Raw genomic sequence first — 18,796 nt, forward strand, 5'->3', positions numbered from 1 at the left:
GGGCGGGGGTCGGCCCCGGGCCTCGTTGCTGCGGGGGGCTTCGCGTCGGTGGCGAGGCCCGCGAGAGGCAGTGTGCCGAGGGGTGCCGTGTATCCGCCATTTTCTGGAGCAGTCCGCAGGGAATTTGCGTCCTGGGCCCTCACGCTGCACGATTCTGGCCATGTTCGACGCCATGGACTTCGCGATCTTCAACGCGCTGCAGATCAGCCCGCGTATCTCGTGGGCGCGTCTCGGGCAGATCCTGATGATCGACCCGTCCACGCTCTCCCGCCGGTGGAGCCGGGTGACGCGCGAGCGGCGGGCCTGGTCGAGCTGCTTCCACGCGGTCAACGACCGGATGGAGGACCTGGCGACGGCGGTGGTCGAGATCCGCTGCCGGCCGGGCAGCCGGGAGCGCGTCATCGGGCTGCTCTCCCACGAGGCTCCGGTGGTGAGCATCCACTGCACGTCGGGGGCGCGCGACCTGGTGCTCACCGTCAGCCTGCCGAACCGGATCGCCGTGGACCGCTACGTGGACCAGGTCATCGGCCCGGTGCCCGGGGTGCGGCGGATGGAGACGAGCTACGTGCGGCACTTCTTCAAGGCGGGCTCCGACTGGCGCCCGCAGGCCCTCACCGCCGCCCAGGCCCGTGCGGTGGCGGCGACGCTGCCGTCCGCCGCCGTCGACCCGAGGCCCAACCCGGGCCTGCTGGAGCTGATCGGCGCGATCGGCGACGACGTCCGCCGCCCCCTCTCCGAGCTGCAACGACGCGTCGGCCGCTCGCTGTCGGCGGTCTCCCGGGGCATGGACACGCTGCTGGTGGCGAGCTGGGTGAACTGGCGCATCGACTTCAGCCACGAACTCGGCGGCTGGGAGGAGCTGATGCTCTGGCTGGACGTCCCGCAGAGCGAGCTGGACGACGTCGCGGCCACCCTGCGCCGCTTCCCGCAGCTGCGCTGGTGCTCCAGCCTGACGGGCACGGCCAACCTGATCGCGACGGTGTGCGTGCGCGACCTCACCGAGTTGGACGAGATCGAGGGCCGGCTGGCGGAGCGGTTCCCGGCGGCCCGCGTCACGGACCGGTGCCTGGTGCCGCGCATCGCCAAACGCATGGGCCACGTGATCGACCACGACAGCCGGCTGACCGGGTACGTGCCGTTCACCGCCGGTTAGGCCCTGTCCCGGGCCCTGTCCCGCCGGCTCGGGAAACGCGTTCTGCTCAGTGGACCGCCGGCCTCGTCGGCCGCGGAACGCCCGACCTATGGTGCTCACCCCGGCCCCTCGGGGCCATCGTCGGCGGCGATCCGTCGCCATCCGGAGGGACCATGGGCACAGCCAGGCACGCGCATCGGATCGGCATCCTCGGCAGCGGCAACATCTTCGCCCGGTACGTCGCCGGCATGGCGCGCTACCCGGAACTCCCCATCGTGCGGGTCGGCGACATCGACGTGGCGCGGGCCGAGAGGGCCGCCGTCGAGCACGCCGTCCCCGCCTGGGGAGACGACGCGGAGCTGTACGCCGACGAGTCGGTCGACATCATCGTGAACCTCACCCCGCCGGTGCACCACGCGCGCACCATCGTCCGGGCCCTGGAGGCCGGCAAGCACGTCTACGTCGAGAAGCCGCTCGGCACCACGGTCGAGGAGGGCCGGGCCGTCCTCGACGCGGCCGCCGCGAGCGGGCGGGTGCTCGGCTCGGCGCCCGACACGTTCCTCGGCAGCGCCGGCCAGACGGCACGCCGGGCCGTCGACGACGGGCTCGTCGGCACGCCCGTCGGCGCGTCCGCGTTCATCAGCCACAGCAGGGCCGAGACCTGGCATCCCGATCCGCGTTTCCTCTTCCAGCGCGGCGGCGGCCCGGTCATGGACATGGGCCCCTACTACCTGGCCATCCTGGTGAACCTCCTCGGCCCGATCGCGAGCGTCACCGCCGCGACCCGGATCGGGGCGCCGGTCCGGACGGTGACCGCCCCCGACCGGGCCGTCGACACCATCGAGGTCGAGGTCCCCACGCACGCCTCGGCGGTGCTCACCTTCGCCTCCGGCGTCATCGGCACGGCGCTGATGAGCTTCGACGTCTGGGACACCGAACTGCCCAGGATCGAGATCTACGGCACCGAGGGCACCCTCTCGCTGCCCAACCCGAACAACTTCGACGGCGACGTGCGGCTGCGGCGGCACGGCGACGCCGAGTGGACCGTGCTGGAGCCGGCGGTCGACCTGTTCGGCGCCGTCGACACCCGGGAGCAGCACCGGCGCGGCCTCGGCGTGCGCGACCTCGCGGACGCGGTCGAGGGCGGACCGCACCGGGCGAACGCCGCGTTCGCCTTCCACGTCCTGGAGGCGCTGTGCGCGGTCGAGACGGCCTCCCGGGAGGGCCGGGTCGTGCGGCTGGCGAGCGACTGCGCACGTCCGGCGCCCCGGTACACCGCCTGACGCGGCCGCCATCGCTGAGACGAGCCCGCCCCGGGCGGGTGAGCGGCCCGATCGGGCAGCGGGTGCGAAACCCGCGGTGCTCGGCGGGTCCCCGTGCGGCACGACGCGCTCCCGCGCGCACCTCGCCGAGGGTCCGGCTACCGAACCGCGACCCTGCTCGTCCCGGCTGGCCCGCGCCTACGATTCCCGGACCTGCTCGCCGACCCGAAGGGACACCCCATGTCCGGCCCGTCATCCCGCTCGCTCCCGGCGTCGCGCGTCGCCCTCAACCCGATCCACTGGATGGCCACGGACGACGGCTGGCTCGACCCGTCGTCGGCCCCCGAGCGCGGGAAGCTGCTGTCGCTGGTCCGGCAGGCCGGCTTCGGCTCCGTCATGCTGGAGGTGCCGGTGGACTGGTCGGTGGAGCGGTACCGCGACGCGGTGGGCGAGACCGGGTTGAGCCTGGCACCCGGCTACTTCGTCTGTCGCTCCGACGGCCGGGACGGCACGGAGGCCGAGGTGCTGGAGAGCGCGGCGAAGGCCGCGCGGATCCACGCCGAGCTGGGGCTGACGGACGTCGGTCTGGGCATGGGCATGAAGAAGGGGGCGCCCCGGGTGCTCAGGCCGGCCCAGGGCCACGAGAGCGACGCGGGCCGGCTCGCCGCCGTGACGGAGCTGGTCCGCCGGATCTCCGAGGTGATGCGGGCCGAGGGGGTCAGGCCGGCGCTCCACCCGCACGTCGGCACCTGGATCGAGACCGAGGACGAGGCGCGTGCCGTGCTGGGCGCCCTGGGCCCCGAGGAGTTGGGCTTCCTGCCCGACACCGGGCACCTCGCCTGGGCGGGTGGGGACGTGCGGGCCCTCGTCGCCGACCACGCGGAGCGGGTGCCGTTCGTGCATGTGAAGGACTGCCGGCTGAGCGTCGCCGAGCGCGGCCGGGCCGAGGGCTGGGACTACCAGCGGACGGTGGTCGAGGGCCTGTGGGCCGAGCCGGGCCGCGGCGAGTTGCCGTTGGCCGACATCCTCGGCGCGCTGCCGGGCGACTTCGCCGGCTGGCTGATGGTCGAGGTCGACCGGCCCGCCATCGCCGACCCGCTGGAGTGCGCCATCGCGTCGGCGGAGTGGATGAACGCCCGCTACGGCGGCGGCGCCACCGCCTGACCCGGCCCCACCCCGCCGCCCGCGGTCAGCGGTCGCCGGCGACGTCGATCACCACCTTGCCCGCCGCGTGGCCCGACTCGACGAGGGCGAGCGCCTCGCCCGCCGCGGCGAACGGGAAGACCCGGTGGACGCGCGGGTCGAGGCGTCCGTCGCCGAGGAGTTCGGCGAGGGCCGAGAGCGTCGCCGAGTCGCCGACGTTCACCAGGCGGTCCGCGCCGAACCGGGTGGCCAGCGGCTCCCCGGTGACGCCGAGCACCCGGGTGCGGTCGGTGACGACGCCGGCGGCGCCCAGCAGCGCGTCGCCGCCGACCAGGTCGAGGACGGCGTCGGCCCCGGCCGGCAGGAGTTCCCCGAGCCGGGGCTCGACGTCGTCCTCGTCGTAGGCGACGACCGTGGCGCCGAGCGAGGCGACGGCCGCGCGCTTCGCGGCGCTCGCGGTGCCCACGACGGTGACCCCGGCCAGGACCGCCAGCTGGGTGGCCATGGTGCCGACGCCGCCGCCCGCGCCGAGGATCAGCAGCGTTCCGCCGGGGGCGACGTCGAGGCGGGCCAGGCTGCCGTGCGCGGTGGCGGCCGCGACGGGCAGCGCCGCCGCGTCGGGGAACGTCGCCCCGGCCGGCATCGGCGCCGATCGTCCGGCCGGCAGCAGGGCCAGTTCGGCGTAGCCGCCGCTGCCGCCGACCGTGGCGCCGAAGACCCGGTCGCCGACGGCGAGGTCGACCACCTCGGGGCCGGTCCGCACCACGACGCCGGCGACCTCGCGGCCGAGCACCGCGGGCAGCACCAGGGGCAGGAAGGAGCGGTGCATGCCGGCGCGCACCTTCCAGTCGACGGGGTTGACGCCGGCGGCGTGCACCCGGACCAGCACCTCGCCGCGGCCCGGGGCGGGCACGGTCACGTCGAGGAACCGCTGGACGTCGGGGCCGCCGTAGGCGGTGAAGCAGTAGGCGAGAGACATGGCACCGACGCTAACCGGCGGCCCGCCGATTCCGCGCGCGCGGCGAACCGGTCAGCGAAACGGGAGCGGCGTGCGCGGGGTCCCCCCTCCGGCTCCGGGCGACCACGCCCCCCACACCGCACCACGGCGACGCCGACATCGGCCGGGCGCGGCGCCGCCACCCGGCCGGGCGCGGTGAGGGCGTCGACGCAGGGGGTGGCGGCGTAGCCGTGCCGCGGGTCGGCCGTCAGGGGCGGTCCGCCTCCCGGGCCACCAGGTCGAGCGCGACGTCCGTGATCATGTCCTCCTGGCCGCCGACCATGGCGCGGCGGCCGACCTCGACGAGGATGGCCCGGGTGTCGAGGCCGTGGCGGGCGGCGGCGGCCTCGGCGTGGCGCAGGAAGCTGGAGTAGACCCCCGCGTAGCCGAGGCTCAGGGTCTCCCGGTCGACGCGCACGGGCCGGTCCTGGAGCGGCCTGACCAGGTCGTCGGCCGCGTCCATCAGGGGGAACAGCTGGCAGCCGTGGTCCCAGCCCATCAGGTCGGCGACCGCGACGAACGCCTCCAACGGGCAGTTCCCGGCGCCCGCGCCCTGGCCCGCCAGGGAGGCGTCGACCCGGGTGACCCCGTGCTCGACGGCTACCACGCTGTTGGCCACGCCGAGGCCCAGGTTGTGGTGGGCGTGGATGCCGAGCTCGGTGTCGGGCGATAGCACGTCGCGGTAGGCGCGGAAGCGGTCCCGCACCCCGTCCATGGTGAGCCGGCCGCCGGAGTCGGTGACGTAGACGCAGTGCGCGCCGTAGGACTCCATGAGCTTGGCCTGGCGGGCCAGTTCGGCCGGCTCGGCCAGGTGCGACATCATCAGGAACCCGGCGACGTCCATGCCGAGGTCGCGGGCGGCCGCGATGTGCTGGGCGGCGATGTCGGCCTCGGTGCAGTGGGTGGCGATCCGCACCGAGCGGATGCCGAGGGCGTGGGCCCGCCGCAGGTCGCGGAGGGTGCCGATGCCGGGCAGCAGCAGGGTGGTGGGAATCGCGTCGCTCGTGGCCTCGACGACGGCCTCGATCCACTCCCAGTCGGTGTGGGCGCCGACGCCGTAGGTGACGCCGGAGCCCGACAGGCCGTCGCCGTGCGCGATCTCGATGGCGCGGACGCCGGCCGCGTCCAGCGCGGCGGCGATGGTGCGGGCCTGTTCGACGGTGTAGCGGTGCCGGACGGCGTGCATGCCGTCCCGGAGGGTGACGTCCTGGATGTAGAGGTCGGCGGTGGTCACCTGGCTGCCTCCTCCTCGGGGGCGTGGTGCCCGGCCAGCCGCTCCGCGGTGCGGAGCGCGGCCGAGGTCATGATGTCGAGGTTGCCGGCGTAGGCAGGCAGGTAGTGGGCCGCGCCCTCGACCTGGAGGAACGCCGACACCTTCACGGGCGCCTCGGCGTTCCTGGCGGCGGCGGGCAGCAGTGCCCGCAGCGGGTCGTCGGCGGCGATCCGTTCGCACTGCACCCGCTGCTTGAGGCGGTAGCCGGGCACGTAGGCCCGCACCCGGTCGACCATCGCCTCGATCGAGGCGGTGACGGCCGCCTCGTCGCACTCCCCGACGAGGCAGTGCACGGTGTCCCGCATGACGAGCGGCGGTTCCGCCGGGTTGAGGACGATGATCGCCTTGCCCCGGGCCGCGCCGCCGACCGTCTCGATGGCGGCGGCGGTGGTCTCGGTGAACTCGTCGATGTTGGCCCGGGTGCCGGGTCCCGCCGAGCGGGACGCGATGGAGGCGACGATCTCCGCGTAGTGCACGGGGGTCACGGCGGAGACGGCGGCCACCACGGGGATGGTGGCCTGACCGCCGCAGGTGACCATGTTGACGTTGGGACTCCCCAGGTGGGCTTCGAGGTTCACCGGCGGCACCACGTAGGGGCCGAGGGCGGCCGGGGTGAGGTCGACGACGGTGCGGCCGAGGCCGCGCAGCACCTCGTCGTGCCGGCGGTGGGCGCCGGCCGAGGTGGCGTCGAGGACGATCCGGACGTCGGCGAACTCGTCGAGCGCGACCAGCCCCCCGATGCCGTCGTGGGTGGTGGCCACCCCGAGGCGGCGGGCGCGGGCGAGGCCGTCGGAGTCGGGGTCGATGCCGGCCATCGCCGCCATCTCCAGGCGCTCCGAGAGCCGCAGCACCTTGATCATGAGGTCGGTGCCGATGTTGCCCGAGCCGATGACGGCGACCCTGGTGCGGGCGCTCATGCGTGGTCTCCCTCCGTGGCGAACTCGACGGCGACGCTGCCGAGTTGACTGATGCGGGCCTCGAACCTGTCGCCGGGGGCGGCGGGTGCCATCGGCCCCAGGGCGCCGGTCAGGACGAGGTCGCCGGCCCGCAGCGGATCGCCCGCGCCGGCCAGGGTCGAGGCGAGCCAGGCGGTGGCGTTCAGCGGGCTGCCGAGGCAGTCGGCGCCGGTCCCCTCGGAGACGGCCACGCCGCGCCGGGTCATCGTCATCCGGGCGCCGCGCGCGTCGAGGCGGGTCAGCGGCACCGGGGTGCCGCCGAGGACGAACAGGCCGCTGGAGGCGTTGTCGGCGACCGTGTCGACGATGGTGATGTCCCAGTCGGCGTTGCGGCTGTCGACGATCTCCAGCGCGGGCAGCGCGAACTCGGTCGCGCGGAGCACGTCGACCACCGTGCAGTCGCGGTGCGGCAGGTCGGCGCCCAGGACGAGGGCGATCTCCGCCTCCGCCTTGGGCCGGATGAGCCGGCCGGCCGGCACGGTGCCGCCCTCGGGGATCGCCATGTCGGCGAAGAGCGCCCCGAAGTCGGGTTGATCGACGCCGAGTTGGGCCTGGACGGCGGGCGAGGTCAGGCCGATCTTGCGGCCGACGAGGCGCCGCCCGGCGGCGGTGCCGCGTGCCACGTTCAGCCGCTGCACGGCGTAGGCGGCCTCGAGGTCGCCTTCGGGCAGCAGCGCCCGCACCGGCGGGCACGGGGTGCCGGTACGGGCGGCCTCCCACAGCGCGTCGGCGGCCGCCGCGACCTCCGCCGCGACCCCGGTCGCGGTCATCGGGCGGCGCCGGGCAGCGCGCCGGCGAACGGGGTGTCCACGCCCAGCGGTCCGAGGGGTCCCGCGCCGCCCGGCAGGCCGAGCGGGGCGTCCCGGCCGGGCAGCGGTTCCTCGAAGAAGCGGCGGTTGTCGGCCCGGAGTTCGGGGTCGGCCTTCCGGTCCACGGTGATGGCCTCCATGGGGCAGGCCACCTCGCAGGCGCCGCAGTCGATGCACTCCACCGGGTTGATGTAGAGCTTGCGCCCGCCCTCGTAGATGCAGTCGACGGGGCATTCCTCGACGCAGGACCGGTCCATGACGTCGACGCAGTCCGCGCCGATGACGTAGGCCATGTCAGTTCTCCTTCTCGGTGGAGTGCCCGGGGAACAGGGCGGCCTCCGGGTCGATGACGGTGGCCGCGTTGTTCACGGCGGTGGCGACCTCGCCGAACCCCACGGAGATCAGGCGCACCTTGCCCGGGTAGTCCGTGATGTCCCCGGCGGCGAAGACGCGCGGCAGGTTGGTGGCCATCCGGGTGTCCACGGCGATCCGGCGGGCCGCCAGGGCGAGGCCCCAGCGCTGGATCGGGCCGAGGTCGGCGACGAAGCCGAGGGCGGCGACGACGGTGTGCGCCGGCAGCGTCCGGGTGGCGCCGGTGGTCCGGTGCCTGACCGTCACCCGCTCCAGCCTGGCGGCGCCGTGCAGCGCGGCGACCTCGGAGTCGGTGACGATCTCGACGCCGAGGCCGCGGACCTTCTCCACGGTCGCCCGGTGCGCCCGGAAGCGGCCGGTGCGGTGGACCAGGGTGACCGAGCGGGCGATCGGGAAGAGGGTGGCCGCCCAGTCGAAGGCGCTGTCCCCGCCGCCGACCACCACCACGTCCTCGCCGGCGTGGGCGGCCGGGTCGGGCACGAAGTAGACCTGGCCGCGGCCGAGGTACGCCTCGCCGGCCGGCAGCGGCCGCGGCGTGAACGTGCCGACGCCGCCGGTGATCACGACGGCCCCGGCGACGATCGTCGTCCCCCGGTCGCCGACCACGACCGGGCGGCCGTCGGGCCCGTGGGACAGTTCGACGGCCCGCTGGCCGAGGAGGTAGCGGGGGCCGTAGGGGTCGGCCTGGGCGACCAGGTTGGCCACCAGGTCGCGGCCGCGCACCGCGGGGAACCCGGCGATGTCGAAGATGGGCTTCTCCGGGTACATCGCGCTGACCTGGCCGCCGAGTTGGGGCAGGACGTCGATGACCGCGACCCGCAGGCCGCGGAAGCCCGCGTAGGAGGCGCCGTAGAGGCCGGCGGGGCCGGCGCCGACGATCAGGACGTCCGTCTCGATCGCGGCCGCCTCGGTCGGGGCCGCCTCGGTCGGGGCCGGCGCGTCCGTGCTCGTCGGCACGTCGGGGAGAACACTCATGGCCCCGGAGCGTAGGGACGCCCACGGCGCCGACCCACCGGATCGTTCCGGTGAGCAGGACGTTCCCTCCCGGCCCCGGATCACCGCAGCGCCCGGCCGATCCCCAGGGCCGCGGTACGCAGCGCCGCGGCGTGCGAGGAGGCGTCCATCCGGTAGCCGGGGGCGGTGACGGACAGGGCGCCGACGAGGACGTTCTGGCCGCTGAAGACGGGCACCGCCATGCTGACGTAGCCGAGGCGCACCTCCTCGGCCTCGACGGCGAAGCCCTCCGCCCGCACCCGCTCCAGCTGGGCGCGGAGCCGGCCGGGCGAGGTGACGGTGTGGCAGGTGACGCGGCGCAGCCCGTCGCCGACCACGGCGGCGAACAGCGAGCCCGGCGAGTAGGCCAGGATCGCCTTGCCGGTGGCCGTGCAGTACAGCGGCAGCCGACCGCCGTCCCTGGACTCCTCGTTGAGGCCGCGGTGCGGGTAGATCTTCTCCAGGTAGACCACGTCGAGGCCGTCGTGGATGGCGAAGTGGATGGTCTCGCGGGTGACCAGCAGCAGGTCCTCCATGTACGGCTGGGCCGCCTCGCGCAGCACCCGCTGCCGGTGCACGCGCTGGCCGATCTCGAAGAGCCGCAGCCCGAGCCGGTAGCCGGATCCCGCTCGTTCCAGAAGCCCCCAGAGCACCAGTTCCTGCGCGAGGCGGTACACGGTGGCCTTGGCCACCCCGGTGCGGCGCACCAGCTCGGCGAGGGAGAGCGCGGCGTCGTCGGCGGTGAACGCCTCCAGGATGGGCCGCACCTTGCCGAGCACCGAGTTCGTCGGGTCCGATGCCGGGTCCGGGGCCGGGGCCGAGTCCGGGTCGTCGTGTTCGGCGGGGTGGAGCGTGGTGACCGTCACGGCTCCGTCCCCCGCGCCGGGTCGACGACGGCGACGGCCATCCCGGTGAGCCACTCGGGCAGTTGCTCGTAGGCGAGGCGCCGGCCCGGGGCGTGGTCGAGCAGCGCCGCCATCAGCAGCCAGGACCGCACCTCCTGCGCCCCGTTGCCGGCGGCCTCCTCGATCTCGGCGGTGCTGAGCGACGTGAGGCGGCGCAGCTCGCCGTGTTCGAGGCGGGTCAGGAACTCCTCGTCGAACCCGGGCGAGATGGCGGCCTCGGCGGCCCGGATGATCTCGCGGCGGCGGGCGTCGTACGCGCGGGAGTTCTCCCGGCCGTCGAGCCAGGCGCCGACCATGAACTCCTCGTCGTCGCCGTGCGGGTCGCGCCAGTCGGGCCAGGGCAGGCGGTGCGAGAGGCCGCCGGAGCCGATCACGGCGACCCGCCGGTCGCCGGGGAACGCCAGCACGGCGTCCCTGACGGCCGCGCCGAGCCGTTCGCAGCGCTCCAGGGTCGGCAGCGGCGGCGCGAACATGTTGACCACCAGCGGCACGATCTCCACGTCGAGGCCGTCGAGCAGGTACTGGATGGCGTGCGACTGGCCGTGGTCGATCCGCAGCCTGGCCGAGAAGGCGATGTCGAAGCGGCCGCTCTCCACCAGCGAGTCGGCGATGTGCCTGGCCAGCTCCACGTCCACCGGCTGCGGGCCCCCAGGGGTGCCCGACTCGCCGTTGGCGACGCACTCGCCGACGCCGAGGGTGAACGCCGGGATCAGGTCGAGCCAGAAGCCCCGGAAGTGGTTGGAGCCGACGAGGACCACCGTGTCGGGGCGGGCCGCGGCGAGCGCGTCGCGCGCCGCGCCGAGCGCGTCGCGGAACCGCTCGGCCCGGTCCCGGTGGAAGGTCTCCTCCCAGTGGGTGTTCATCAGCGTGCTGTGCGAGGCGCCCACGCCCAGGACGATCTCGGTCATGCGGCTGCTCCCTCCGGTCCTTCGAGTTCGGTGCGCGACCGGGTGACGGTGTCGACGGCCGTGCGGATCAGGTGGCGCGTCAGCTTCGCCATGGCCGCGACCGAGACGGTGTTCATCCCCCGGGCGAAGTCGATCGGGAACGGCGCCCGCTCCTGGGGGACCTTCGGCATGCCGACCCGCACGGTGGGGATGCCGCGGCCGCGCAGGATGTTGGCGTCGGTGGCGCCGCTGTTGCCGAGGACGACCTCGTGCGGGCGCCCCTCGAACGCCTCCCAGCCGGCCGCCGCGCTGCGGAGGATCCAGCTGCCCGGGTCGGTGCGCGTGCCGGGGATGGCGAGGACCAGTTCGGCGGTGACGTCGAGGCCGGGCCGCGCGTCGGCGAGCGCCCTGAGGGCGGCGGTGAACTCCCGTTTGGCCCGCATGGGGGTGGTGTCGGGGCCGATCCGCAGGTCCACCACGAGGGTGCAGGCGGCCGGGGTGACGGCCGCCGTCCGGGGCCAGCCGCCGCGCACCGAGGCGACGACGCCCTGCGGGGCGACCGTGCCGACGGTGTGCCGGCGGGCGTACTCGGCGAACCACTCCTCCAGGTGGCGGGCGACCTCGCCGGCCCGGGCGACGGCGTTGTCGTACGGCAGCCGGTGGCGCGAGCCGACGTAGGTGTGGGTGCCACGGACGGTGACCTCGAACCAGACCAGGCCGACCTCCTCCCAGGAGACCGTCCAGCCGGGCTTGGCGATGACCGCGTAGTCGGTCCACACGCCCTGTTCCAGCAGGAACGAACAGCCCACACCCTGACCGGTGTTGGCCCGGGCGCCGAGGGGCCGGGCGTTGGTGGGCATGCCGCCGGCGCCGAACGCGGCGACCAGGTCGCCGGTGAGCGGGACGCCGGCGCGGGCGACCGCCTCGGCGGCCATCATCACGCAGGCGGCGTGGCCCTTCGGGTTGGAGGCGCCGAGGCCGGTCACCAGGTCGTCGTCGACGACGGTGGCACGCGGCCGCATGTCCTCGCGCAGCTCGGGGCCGATCCAGGGCAGGTCCTCGCGCTCGTCGCCCACCGTCAGGGTGTCGATGGGCGCGTAGAGCATGAGGTCGGGCCCGGTGCCGTCGCCGTCGAGCCTGGCCCAGGCGTTGGCCTGCAGGTCGTCGAGCGGCTGGGTGCGGGCGCGGCAGCCGGCGGCGGTCAGGGTGGCGGCGATGTGCTCGGCGAGCGGCGCCTCGTCGCCGGTCGGGCTCGGCACGTCGACCAGGCCGACGACCAGCTCGCGCAGCCGGTCGGCGGTGACGTGCCGCCACGCCTCGGCGACCCAGGCGCGCCGCCGGTCGTCGAGCCCGGCCAGGCCGTCGGGCTCGTCCGGGCCGTCGGCGGTCACTGGTTGATCCTGTGGACCTGGGTCATGGTGGTGCGCGCGAGGCGCCGCCTGGCGAGCGGGACGCCGACGGCGATCAGGACGCCGGCCAGCAGGGCGAGGAGGATGCGCGGCATGGTCAGGCCTTCTTCTCGTCGGTGGGTGCCTGGGGTTTCGCGCCGACGGCGGCCAGCTTCCCGCCGTACTCCTCCTCGCTGAGGTTCCGCCAGGCGGTCAGCGAGATGTCGGGGCGGTAGAGCTTCTCCGGCGGCGCGTCGGTGACGTCGACCATCCAGGCGTCCTGGGCGGAGAACTGGCCGTGGAAGAGCCAGCGGATCGCGCCCAGGTACTTGGCGTAGAACCGCAGGGTCTCCCAGCCCTCGGTGAAGTTGACCATCACGCCGACGTAGCGGTGGTGGTCCGCGTCGACCGGCACGTAGAACTCGTAGTGGATGAACTTGGGGTAGGCGATGCGCAGCACGCCCGGCATCGACAGCGAGGCGAAGCCGGGGAACTCCTGGGCCTCGATCGTCGGGTCGACCGTGTCGGCCTTCCCGGTGTTGCCGATGTTGAAGGTCTCCCTGGGCGGCCGCTTCTTCCACCACCGCTTGTTGGACCAGCGCCCGACGCCGGGGAAGTCCGCCTCCCAGTGCACCTCGTCCTGGACGCGGTAGATCCACCGGTCGCGCGGCACGATCCGGGTGATGTTCCAGGTCGGCATGGGCTTGAACAGCCGCCACAGGGCCGTGCGGTGCAGGTACTTGGCGTGCCCCTCGTCGAAGCCGTTCTCGCAGGCGAACCGCCAGTTGCCGCCGCGCGGTTCGATGCGGCCGCCCATCACGAACGGGTTGTCGACCAGTTCCTCGGGCAGCTGCGAGTCGACGGGGTGCGGCTCCTCGTCGGCCAGCGGGATGTACACCCAGACCATGCCGAGGCGTTCCTCGACGGCGTAGGTGCGCACCGCGACCTTGCCGACCAGTCGGCAGCCGGGGCCGTCGGTGATGACGGCGGCGAGCCTGCCGGTGGGCAGGTCGAAGGTCCAGCCGTGGTAGGGGCAGCTCACGGTGCCCGGGAACTGCTGGTCGCCCTCGGACAGCGGCACGCCCCGGTGCGGGCACCGGTCGTGCAGGGCGTAGGCCGTGCCGGCGTCGCGGATCAGGGTGATCCGCTCGCCGCAGATCGTGAACGGCCGCGGCTTGTCGGTGACATGGCTCGACCAGGTCGCCGGGTACCAGTAGCCGCGGAAGCCCTCGGCCGCCCCGTCGTAGTGCGGCCACGACGTCCAGTCCTGCCGGCCGGGCGCCTCCGCCGGGGCGCGCCCCGCACGGGCCCGGCCCGTGGAGGCGAGTGGGCGTTCACCCGTCGTCATCGTGCGTGACCTCCTGCGCTCTCGGTTCCTGGCGTCGAGCATCGGTGGCGGGCGGCGGTTCGCCTACGTGCCTGTTCCGTTGAACAGACCGGGAGGGCCGGTCCGACCCCCGGGAGGTACCGCTGAGCAGACCGGGCACTTGATCGCGGCCCCGACGCGAGGCAGCATCCGCACATGGCGCACCTGGAATCCCCGGCCCCGGCGGCCACCGTGCCCGAGCTCGTCGAGACGGCGGCCGAACGCTTCGGCGAGCGGCCCTTCCTGCGCCTCGGCGGGGTGACGCGCGACTACGCGGCGACGAGAACGGCCGCCGCGGGCATGGCCGGGGCGCTCGCGGCCCGCGGCTGCCGGCCCGGCGACCGGGTCGCGGCGCTGATGTCGAACCGGATCGAGCTGGTCGACCTGATCCTGGGCTGCGCCTGGCTCGGCGCGGTCGCGGTGCCGCTCAACACCGCTCTCGTCGGCGGCTCGCTGCGGCACGCCCTCGACGTGGCCCAACCGCCGTTCCTCTACGGCGAGGCGCCGCTGGTGGCACGGGCCCGCTCGGTCGGCTACCGGGGCACGGCCTGGGTGGTGGGCGACGCGGACGCGCCGCGGGCCGGCGCGGCCGAGCCGGTGGCCGCCGGCCAGGTGCGGCCGGGGGACACCGCCGCGGTGCTCTTCACCTCGGGCACCACCGGTCCCTCCCGGGGCGTGCGCTGCCCGCAGGCGCAGTTCGCCTGGTGGGGCCTGGCCGTCTCGGAGGCGCTGCGCCTCACCGCCGACGACGTGCTGTACAGCTGCCTGCCGCTGTTCCACACCAACGCCGTCAACATGCTGGCGCAGGCCATGACGGTCGGCGCGAGCTGCGTGCTCGACGGGCGGTTCTCCGCCTCCCGGTACTGGTCGCGGGTGGCCGAGGCCGAGGCGACGGTGGTCTATCTGCTGGGGGCGATGGTGCCCATGCTGCTGGCCCGGCCGCCGGGTCCCGGGGACCGGGCCCACCGGGTGCGGCGCGGCCTGTCGCCGGCCACCCCCGGGCCGGCGTGGGGGCCGTTCCGGGAGCGGTTCGGCGTCACCCTGGTCGACGGCTTCGGCTCCACGGAGACGAACCTGGTGATCGGCGCCACGCCCGAGGAGTCCCGCCCCGGCCTGATGGGCACCGTGCGCCCGGGCTTCGCGGCCCGGGTGGTGGACGAGACGCTGGCCCCCGTGCCCGACGGGACGGCCGGCGAACTCCTCGTCCGCAGCGACCGGGAGCACGCCTTCGCGACCGGCTACCTGGGGCACCCGCCGGAGCCGGCCGGAGCCTGGCGCCGGACCGGCGACCGGGTGGTCCGCGAGCCCGACGGCTGGTTCCGCTTCGTCGACCGGATCAAGGACGTCATCCGGCGCCGGGGCGAGAACATCTCCTCCCACGAGGTGGAGTCGGCGGTCCGTTCCCACCCGGCGGTGGTCGAGGTCGCGGCGTTCCCTGTGCCGTCCGAGCTGGCCGAGGACGAGGTCATGGTCGCGGTCGTGCCGCGCCCCGGCCGGGTGCTTGACCCGGCGGAGCTGGCGCGGCACTGCGCGCGGGAGCTGCCCGCGTTCGCGGTGCCCCGGTACATCGAGGCGGTGCCCGCGTTGCCGCTCACCGAGACCGGCAAGGTCCGCAAGTCGGCGCTGCGGGAACGCGGGGTCACCGTCGGTACCTGGGACCGCGCGGCCGCGGCGCCCGTCGCGTCGGTCACGTCGGTCACGTCGGGCGGACGACCGCCCGGCCCCTGACCCGGCCGGCCCGCAGCGCGTCGAGCGCCGCGGCCGTGTCGGCCAGGTCGAACGTCTCGACGGGGAGCCGGAGTTCGCCGGCCGCCAGCCGGCGGACGAGTTCCGCGGACACCTCCCGCGCGCGACGCTCCTGCCTGATCATGTTCACCGGCAGCAGCGCGACGTCGTCCAGCAGCCAGGACGGCAGGTCGAGTTCGACCCGCGGCCCCGCCACGTAGCCGATCACCACCGCGCGGCCGCCCTGCCGCACCCACCGGCTGCGGCCGACCAGGTCGGCGCCGCCGAGCGTGTCGACCAGCAGCGAGGCCGAGCGGACCGCCGCCAGGCGGCCGGCCGCCGCCGGGTCGGTTCCGTCGACGGCCTCGACGCCCTCGGGCACCCGGGCCACCTGTTCGGCACGGCCCACCACGCCGAGCACCGTGGCGCCGGCGGCCAGCGCCTGCTGCGCGACCATCGAGCCGACCGCGCCTGCCGCGCCCACGACGATGACCTCCTCGCCCTTCGCCACCCTGCCGACGTCGTGCAGCGCGACGTGGGCGGTGGTGGCGGGGACGAAGAAGCTGGCCGCCACCTCGGGGGGCAGCGGCGCGGCGAGTGGCGTGACGGCCTTGCGGGGCACGCTGACCCGCTCGGTCCAGGTGCCGTCCCGCAGCAGGCCGAGGCCGGCGCCGCGCAGCAGGACCTGGGTGCCGGGCGCGAGCCCGGAGTCGGCGTCGCCCGCGTCGGCCTCCAGCACGACGCCCGCGCCCTCGACGCCGCCGACGTAGGGCAGGTTCGGCCTCATCCCGAAGGCGCCGGAGGCGACGCTGACGTCGAGGTGCGCGACGCCGGCGGCCTGCACGGCCACCAGCACCTGGCCGGCCTCCCTGGCCGGCTCCGGCACCTCGTCGAGCACCGGCGGGGTGCCCCAGGCGTGGAACCTGGCCGCCCGCATCAGGCCACCGCCCCGCGCAGGAAGGCGAGGCTGAGCGCGTTGTACCGCTCGGCCTGCTCGTGCTGCGGCCAGTGCCCGCAGGCGTCGAAGAGCTCCAACCGGGAACCGGGGATCGCCTGGTGCATCGCGGCGGCCTCCGGCACCTCGCCGAACGGGTTCTGCCTGCCCCACACGATGAGGGTGGGCTGGACGATCCCGGCCAGCTGCTCGGGCCGCAGCAGGTTGCGCTGGCGGCGCTCCATGTCCTGGAGGGACAGCAGGTTGTCGACGTTGGCCACGAAGTCGGGCTGGTGGTAGATCGCGTGCCGGACCTCGACCAACTCCTCGGTGGCGTCGGCGTCGTCGGCCATCAGCAGCCGCAGCCGACCGCGGGTGAGGTCGACGTCGTCGCTGGCCACGGCGTTCCTGGTGCTGGTGCGGATCCGCTCCATGATCGCGGGGTTGGCGACGGTGCCGCCGGAGCACAGCAGTTGCAGGCTCAGGACGCGCTGCGGGCTGTCGATCGCGGCCCGCGCGCCGACCCAGCCGCCGAGGGACTCCCCCACGATGTGGGCGGCCCGGACGCCGACGGCGTCCAGGTAGTCCAGCAGGTGTGCGACGTAGTCGGCGATCTCGTAGGGCCGGTTCGGCTTGCCGGTGTAGCCGTGGCCCAGCATGTCGACGGCGTGCAGGTCGAACTCGGCGTGGGCGCCGATGTTGCGGGTGAACGCCTCCAGGTGGCCGCTGGTGCCGTGCAGGAAGACGACGGCCGGCGCCTGCGGATCGCCGGCGCGCAGCGTGCGGGTGCGCACGCCGCCCGCGTCGACGTACTCGACGCGGAAGGGGGTCGGGCTCAGTTCGGTCCAGATGCTCACGGGCGGTGCTCCGGGGTGTGACGGGGGGCGATCGAGTCGAGGAAGCCGGTGACCACGGCGTGGTACGCCGCCGGGCGTTCCTCCTGGGGGTGGTGCGAGACGTGGTCCATCACGTGCAGGTTTCCGTTCGGCACCATGCGGGCGAGCATCAGCGGGTAGTCCGGGGTGAGGAACGCGTCGTGCATGCCCCAGACGAAAAGGGTGGGCGCCTGGATCCGCGCCAGCTCCTCGGTGAGGTCCTGCCAGTCGCCGCGGGGCGAGTCGGACATGGCGGCGAGCGCGCGCTCGCCCTCGTCGAGGCTCTGCTCGTACCGCAGGTCGAGGGTCTCCTCGGGCAGCTTCGCGCCGTCGTACCACTCGAGGCGGGTGATCAGCTCGCGCATCTTCTCGCGGGTCGGGCCCTCGCCGCCGTAGTAGACGTCGCGCGCGTTGCGGCCGCGGCGACCGCCCTCGGGGAGCGGGGCGAGCGGGCCGTGGAAGACGGGCATGCTGCCGGTGACCACCAGCGAGCGGACCCGGTCCGGGTACCTCGCGGCGAGGGCGAGGGCGATGGTGCCGCCCCAGGAGTTGCAGACGAGGTCGGCGCGGTCCACGCCCAGGGTGTCCATCAGGCCGACGGTCTTCGCGGCGTGGTGGTCCCACATCGGCCCCTCGATGCGGGACTTCTCCGACCTGCCGTACTGCTGGATGTCCACCAGCAGGCAGCGCCGGTCGGCCGCGAACAGCGGGGCGACCGGGCCGAAGTCGCTCCACGCCGTGCAGCCCGGGCCGCCGCCGTGCAGGAAGATCGCGTCGGGGCCGGCGCCGAGGTCGTGGTAGTGGTAGCGGATTCCGCCGCCGTCGGCGTAGTGGCTCTCCGGTGGTGCTGTCATGCGGGTCCTTCCGTCGCTGCGGCGTCCTGCCCGGCAGAGCCCACCACCGGCCGGCGCCGGAGGCCAGGACGGAGGTCCGCTGGGCGGACTGCCGGCGCGGCGGGTCGGCGCCGGCGCGGCAGGTCGGCGGGTCGGCGCCGGTGCGGTCAGCGGCCGGTGAAGGCCGCGGCGCGCTTGTCGAGGAACGCCTGGAGGCCCTCGGCGGCGTCGGCGGTCCTGGTCAGCTCCCGGACGCCCTTCTCCTCGCGGCGCAGCGCCTCCTCGACGGGCAGCCCGAAGCCCTCGTCGACGACCCGCTTGAGCAGCCCGATGGCCGCGGTGGGCTTCGCGGCGAGGCGGTGGGCGTGCTCGGCGACCACGGCGTCGAACTCGGCGGCGCCGGCGACGACGTCGACCAGGCCGAGCTCCCACGCCCGCCCGGGGGTGAGCCGTTCGCCCTCGATCATGAGCCGCTTCGCCAGGTGGGGCCCGACCAGCCGGGGCAGCCGCTGGCTGCCGCCGGCGCCGGGGAACAGGCCGAGGGCGATCTCGGGGAAGCCGAAGGTGGCGTCGGCGTGCAGGATCCGCAGGTCGCAGGCGAGCGACAGCTCGGCGCCGCCGCCCAGGGCGTGCCCGTTCATGGCGGCGACGACGGGTTTCGGCGCGAGTTCGAGCACCCGCTGCACGTCGATCCAGCGCCGCATCCTGGCCTGGTTCTCGTCCGACAGGTCCCGCATCACGGCGATGTCGGCGCCCGCGACGAAGAACCGGCCGGTGCCGGTGACGACGAGGCAGCGCACCGTCGGGTCGGCCACCAGGGGCGGCAGGACGGCGAGGAACTCCTCGATCATCGCCGGGTCGACGGCGTTCGCCTTGGGCCGGTCGATCCGGAGGGTGGCCACCGCGCCGTCGCGGACCACGTCGAGCACCGAAACCGTCATGGGGA

18 protein-coding genes are annotated in these 18,796 nt (G+C 74.8%); 4 read left to right on the plus strand and 14 right to left on the minus strand.

The genetic code is table 11. The features are described from left to right. Window positions 1-160: 160 nt before the first annotated feature. The 3 genes from E1283_RS01725 (at window position 161) to E1283_RS01735 (ending at window position 3,558) form a co-directional block, all read left to right on the plus strand. A complete protein-coding gene (locus tag E1283_RS01725) occupies window positions 161-1,153 on the plus strand; it encodes an Lrp/AsnC family transcriptional regulator (RefSeq protein WP_132815801.1) in 993 nt (330 codons plus the stop codon). A gap of 152 nt (window positions 1,154-1,305) precedes the next feature. Further along, a complete protein-coding gene (locus E1283_RS01730; protein ID WP_132815803.1) occupies window positions 1,306-2,415 on the plus strand; it encodes a Gfo/Idh/MocA family protein in 1,110 nt (369 codons plus the stop codon). A gap of 219 nt (window positions 2,416-2,634) precedes the next feature. Further along, window positions 2,635-3,558 (plus strand): sugar phosphate isomerase/epimerase family protein, encoded by a 924-nt coding sequence (locus E1283_RS01735; RefSeq protein ID WP_132815805.1) that lies wholly within the window; start codon window positions 2,635-2,637, stop codon window positions 3,556-3,558. Window positions 3,559-3,583: 25 nt separating this feature from the next. Here E1283_RS01735 and E1283_RS01740 read toward each other — a convergent pair whose 3' ends face one another. From E1283_RS01740 to E1283_RS01785, 10 genes are all read right to left on the minus strand, one after another. After that, on the minus strand, window positions 3,584-4,516 hold the full coding sequence (locus E1283_RS01740; protein ID WP_132815807.1) for an NADP-dependent oxidoreductase: 933 nt from the start codon (window positions 4,514-4,516) through the stop codon (window positions 3,584-3,586). 226 nt (window positions 4,517-4,742) lie between these two features. Continuing rightward, entirely contained in the window at window positions 4,743-5,768 is a 1,026-nt protein-coding gene (gene dmpG, locus E1283_RS01745) for a 4-hydroxy-2-oxovalerate aldolase (RefSeq protein ID WP_132815809.1), read from the minus strand. Continuing rightward, on the minus strand, window positions 5,765-6,724 hold the full coding sequence (locus E1283_RS01750; protein ID WP_132815811.1) for an acetaldehyde dehydrogenase (acetylating): 960 nt from the start codon (window positions 6,722-6,724) through the stop codon (window positions 5,765-5,767). The genes dmpG and E1283_RS01750 overlap by 4 nt, the downstream gene beginning before the upstream one ends. Continuing rightward, window positions 6,721-7,533, minus strand: coding sequence for a 2-keto-4-pentenoate hydratase (locus E1283_RS01755; protein ID WP_132815813.1), 813 nt, complete (start codon window positions 7,531-7,533; stop codon window positions 6,721-6,723). Before E1283_RS01755 ends, E1283_RS01750 begins: the two co-directional genes overlap by 4 nt. Continuing rightward, a complete protein-coding gene (locus E1283_RS01760) occupies window positions 7,530-7,865 on the minus strand; it encodes an indolepyruvate ferredoxin oxidoreductase subunit alpha (protein WP_132815814.1) in 336 nt (111 codons plus the stop codon). Before E1283_RS01760 ends, E1283_RS01755 begins: the two co-directional genes overlap by 4 nt. A gap of 1 nt (window position 7,866) precedes the next feature. Beyond that, window positions 7,867-8,919, minus strand: coding sequence for an NAD(P)/FAD-dependent oxidoreductase (locus E1283_RS01765; protein ID WP_132815816.1), 1,053 nt, complete (start codon window positions 8,917-8,919; stop codon window positions 7,867-7,869). 80 nt (window positions 8,920-8,999) lie between these two features. After that, window positions 9,000-9,803 (minus strand): IclR family transcriptional regulator, encoded by an 804-nt coding sequence (locus E1283_RS01770; RefSeq protein WP_132815818.1) that lies wholly within the window; start codon window positions 9,801-9,803, stop codon window positions 9,000-9,002. Further along, the gene (locus E1283_RS01775; RefSeq protein WP_132815820.1) at window positions 9,800-10,750 is read right to left on the minus strand and encodes a DODA-type extradiol aromatic ring-opening family dioxygenase; all 951 of its coding nucleotides are present in this window, start codon (window positions 10,748-10,750) and stop codon (window positions 9,800-9,802) included. Before E1283_RS01775 ends, E1283_RS01770 begins: the two co-directional genes overlap by 4 nt. Then, complete coding sequence (locus tag E1283_RS01780) at window positions 10,747-12,120, minus strand: M20 family metallopeptidase (RefSeq protein WP_243744537.1); 1,374 nt, start codon at window positions 12,118-12,120, stop codon at window positions 10,747-10,749. The genes E1283_RS01775 and E1283_RS01780 overlap by 4 nt, the downstream gene beginning before the upstream one ends. Window positions 12,121-12,235: 115 nt before the next feature. Next, a complete protein-coding gene (locus E1283_RS01785) occupies window positions 12,236-13,465 on the minus strand; it encodes a Rieske 2Fe-2S domain-containing protein (protein WP_132815821.1) in 1,230 nt (409 codons plus the stop codon). A 174-nt stretch (window positions 13,466-13,639) separates the two neighbouring features. On the opposite strand from E1283_RS01785, the gene E1283_RS01790 reads away from it, so the two are divergent. Next, entirely contained in the window at window positions 13,640-15,211 is a 1,572-nt protein-coding gene (locus E1283_RS01790) for an AMP-binding protein (protein ID WP_132815823.1), read from the plus strand. On the opposite strand, the gene E1283_RS01795 is transcribed toward E1283_RS01790, so the two are convergent. From E1283_RS01795 to E1283_RS01810, 4 genes are all read right to left on the minus strand, one after another. Then, window positions 15,180-16,145, minus strand: coding sequence for a quinone oxidoreductase family protein (locus E1283_RS01795; RefSeq protein ID WP_132815825.1), 966 nt, complete (start codon window positions 16,143-16,145; stop codon window positions 15,180-15,182). The genes E1283_RS01790 and E1283_RS01795 overlap by 32 nt on opposite strands. After that, complete coding sequence (locus tag E1283_RS01800) at window positions 16,145-16,999, minus strand: alpha/beta fold hydrolase (RefSeq protein WP_132815827.1); 855 nt, start codon at window positions 16,997-16,999, stop codon at window positions 16,145-16,147. Before E1283_RS01800 ends, E1283_RS01795 begins: the two co-directional genes overlap by 1 nt. Beyond that, window positions 16,996-17,871, minus strand: coding sequence for an alpha/beta fold hydrolase (locus E1283_RS01805; RefSeq protein WP_132815829.1), 876 nt, complete (start codon window positions 17,869-17,871; stop codon window positions 16,996-16,998). Before E1283_RS01805 ends, E1283_RS01800 begins: the two co-directional genes overlap by 4 nt. Before the next feature lie 146 nt (window positions 17,872-18,017). Beyond that, window positions 18,018-18,791, minus strand: coding sequence for an enoyl-CoA hydratase/isomerase family protein (locus E1283_RS01810; RefSeq protein WP_132815831.1), 774 nt, complete (start codon window positions 18,789-18,791; stop codon window positions 18,018-18,020). Between the last annotated feature and the right edge of the window lie 5 nt (window positions 18,792-18,796).

Source organism: Streptomyces hainanensis (assembly GCF_004348415.1).
Classification (GTDB): Bacteria; Actinomycetota; Actinomycetes; order Streptomycetales; family Streptomycetaceae; genus Streptomyces; species Streptomyces hainanensis.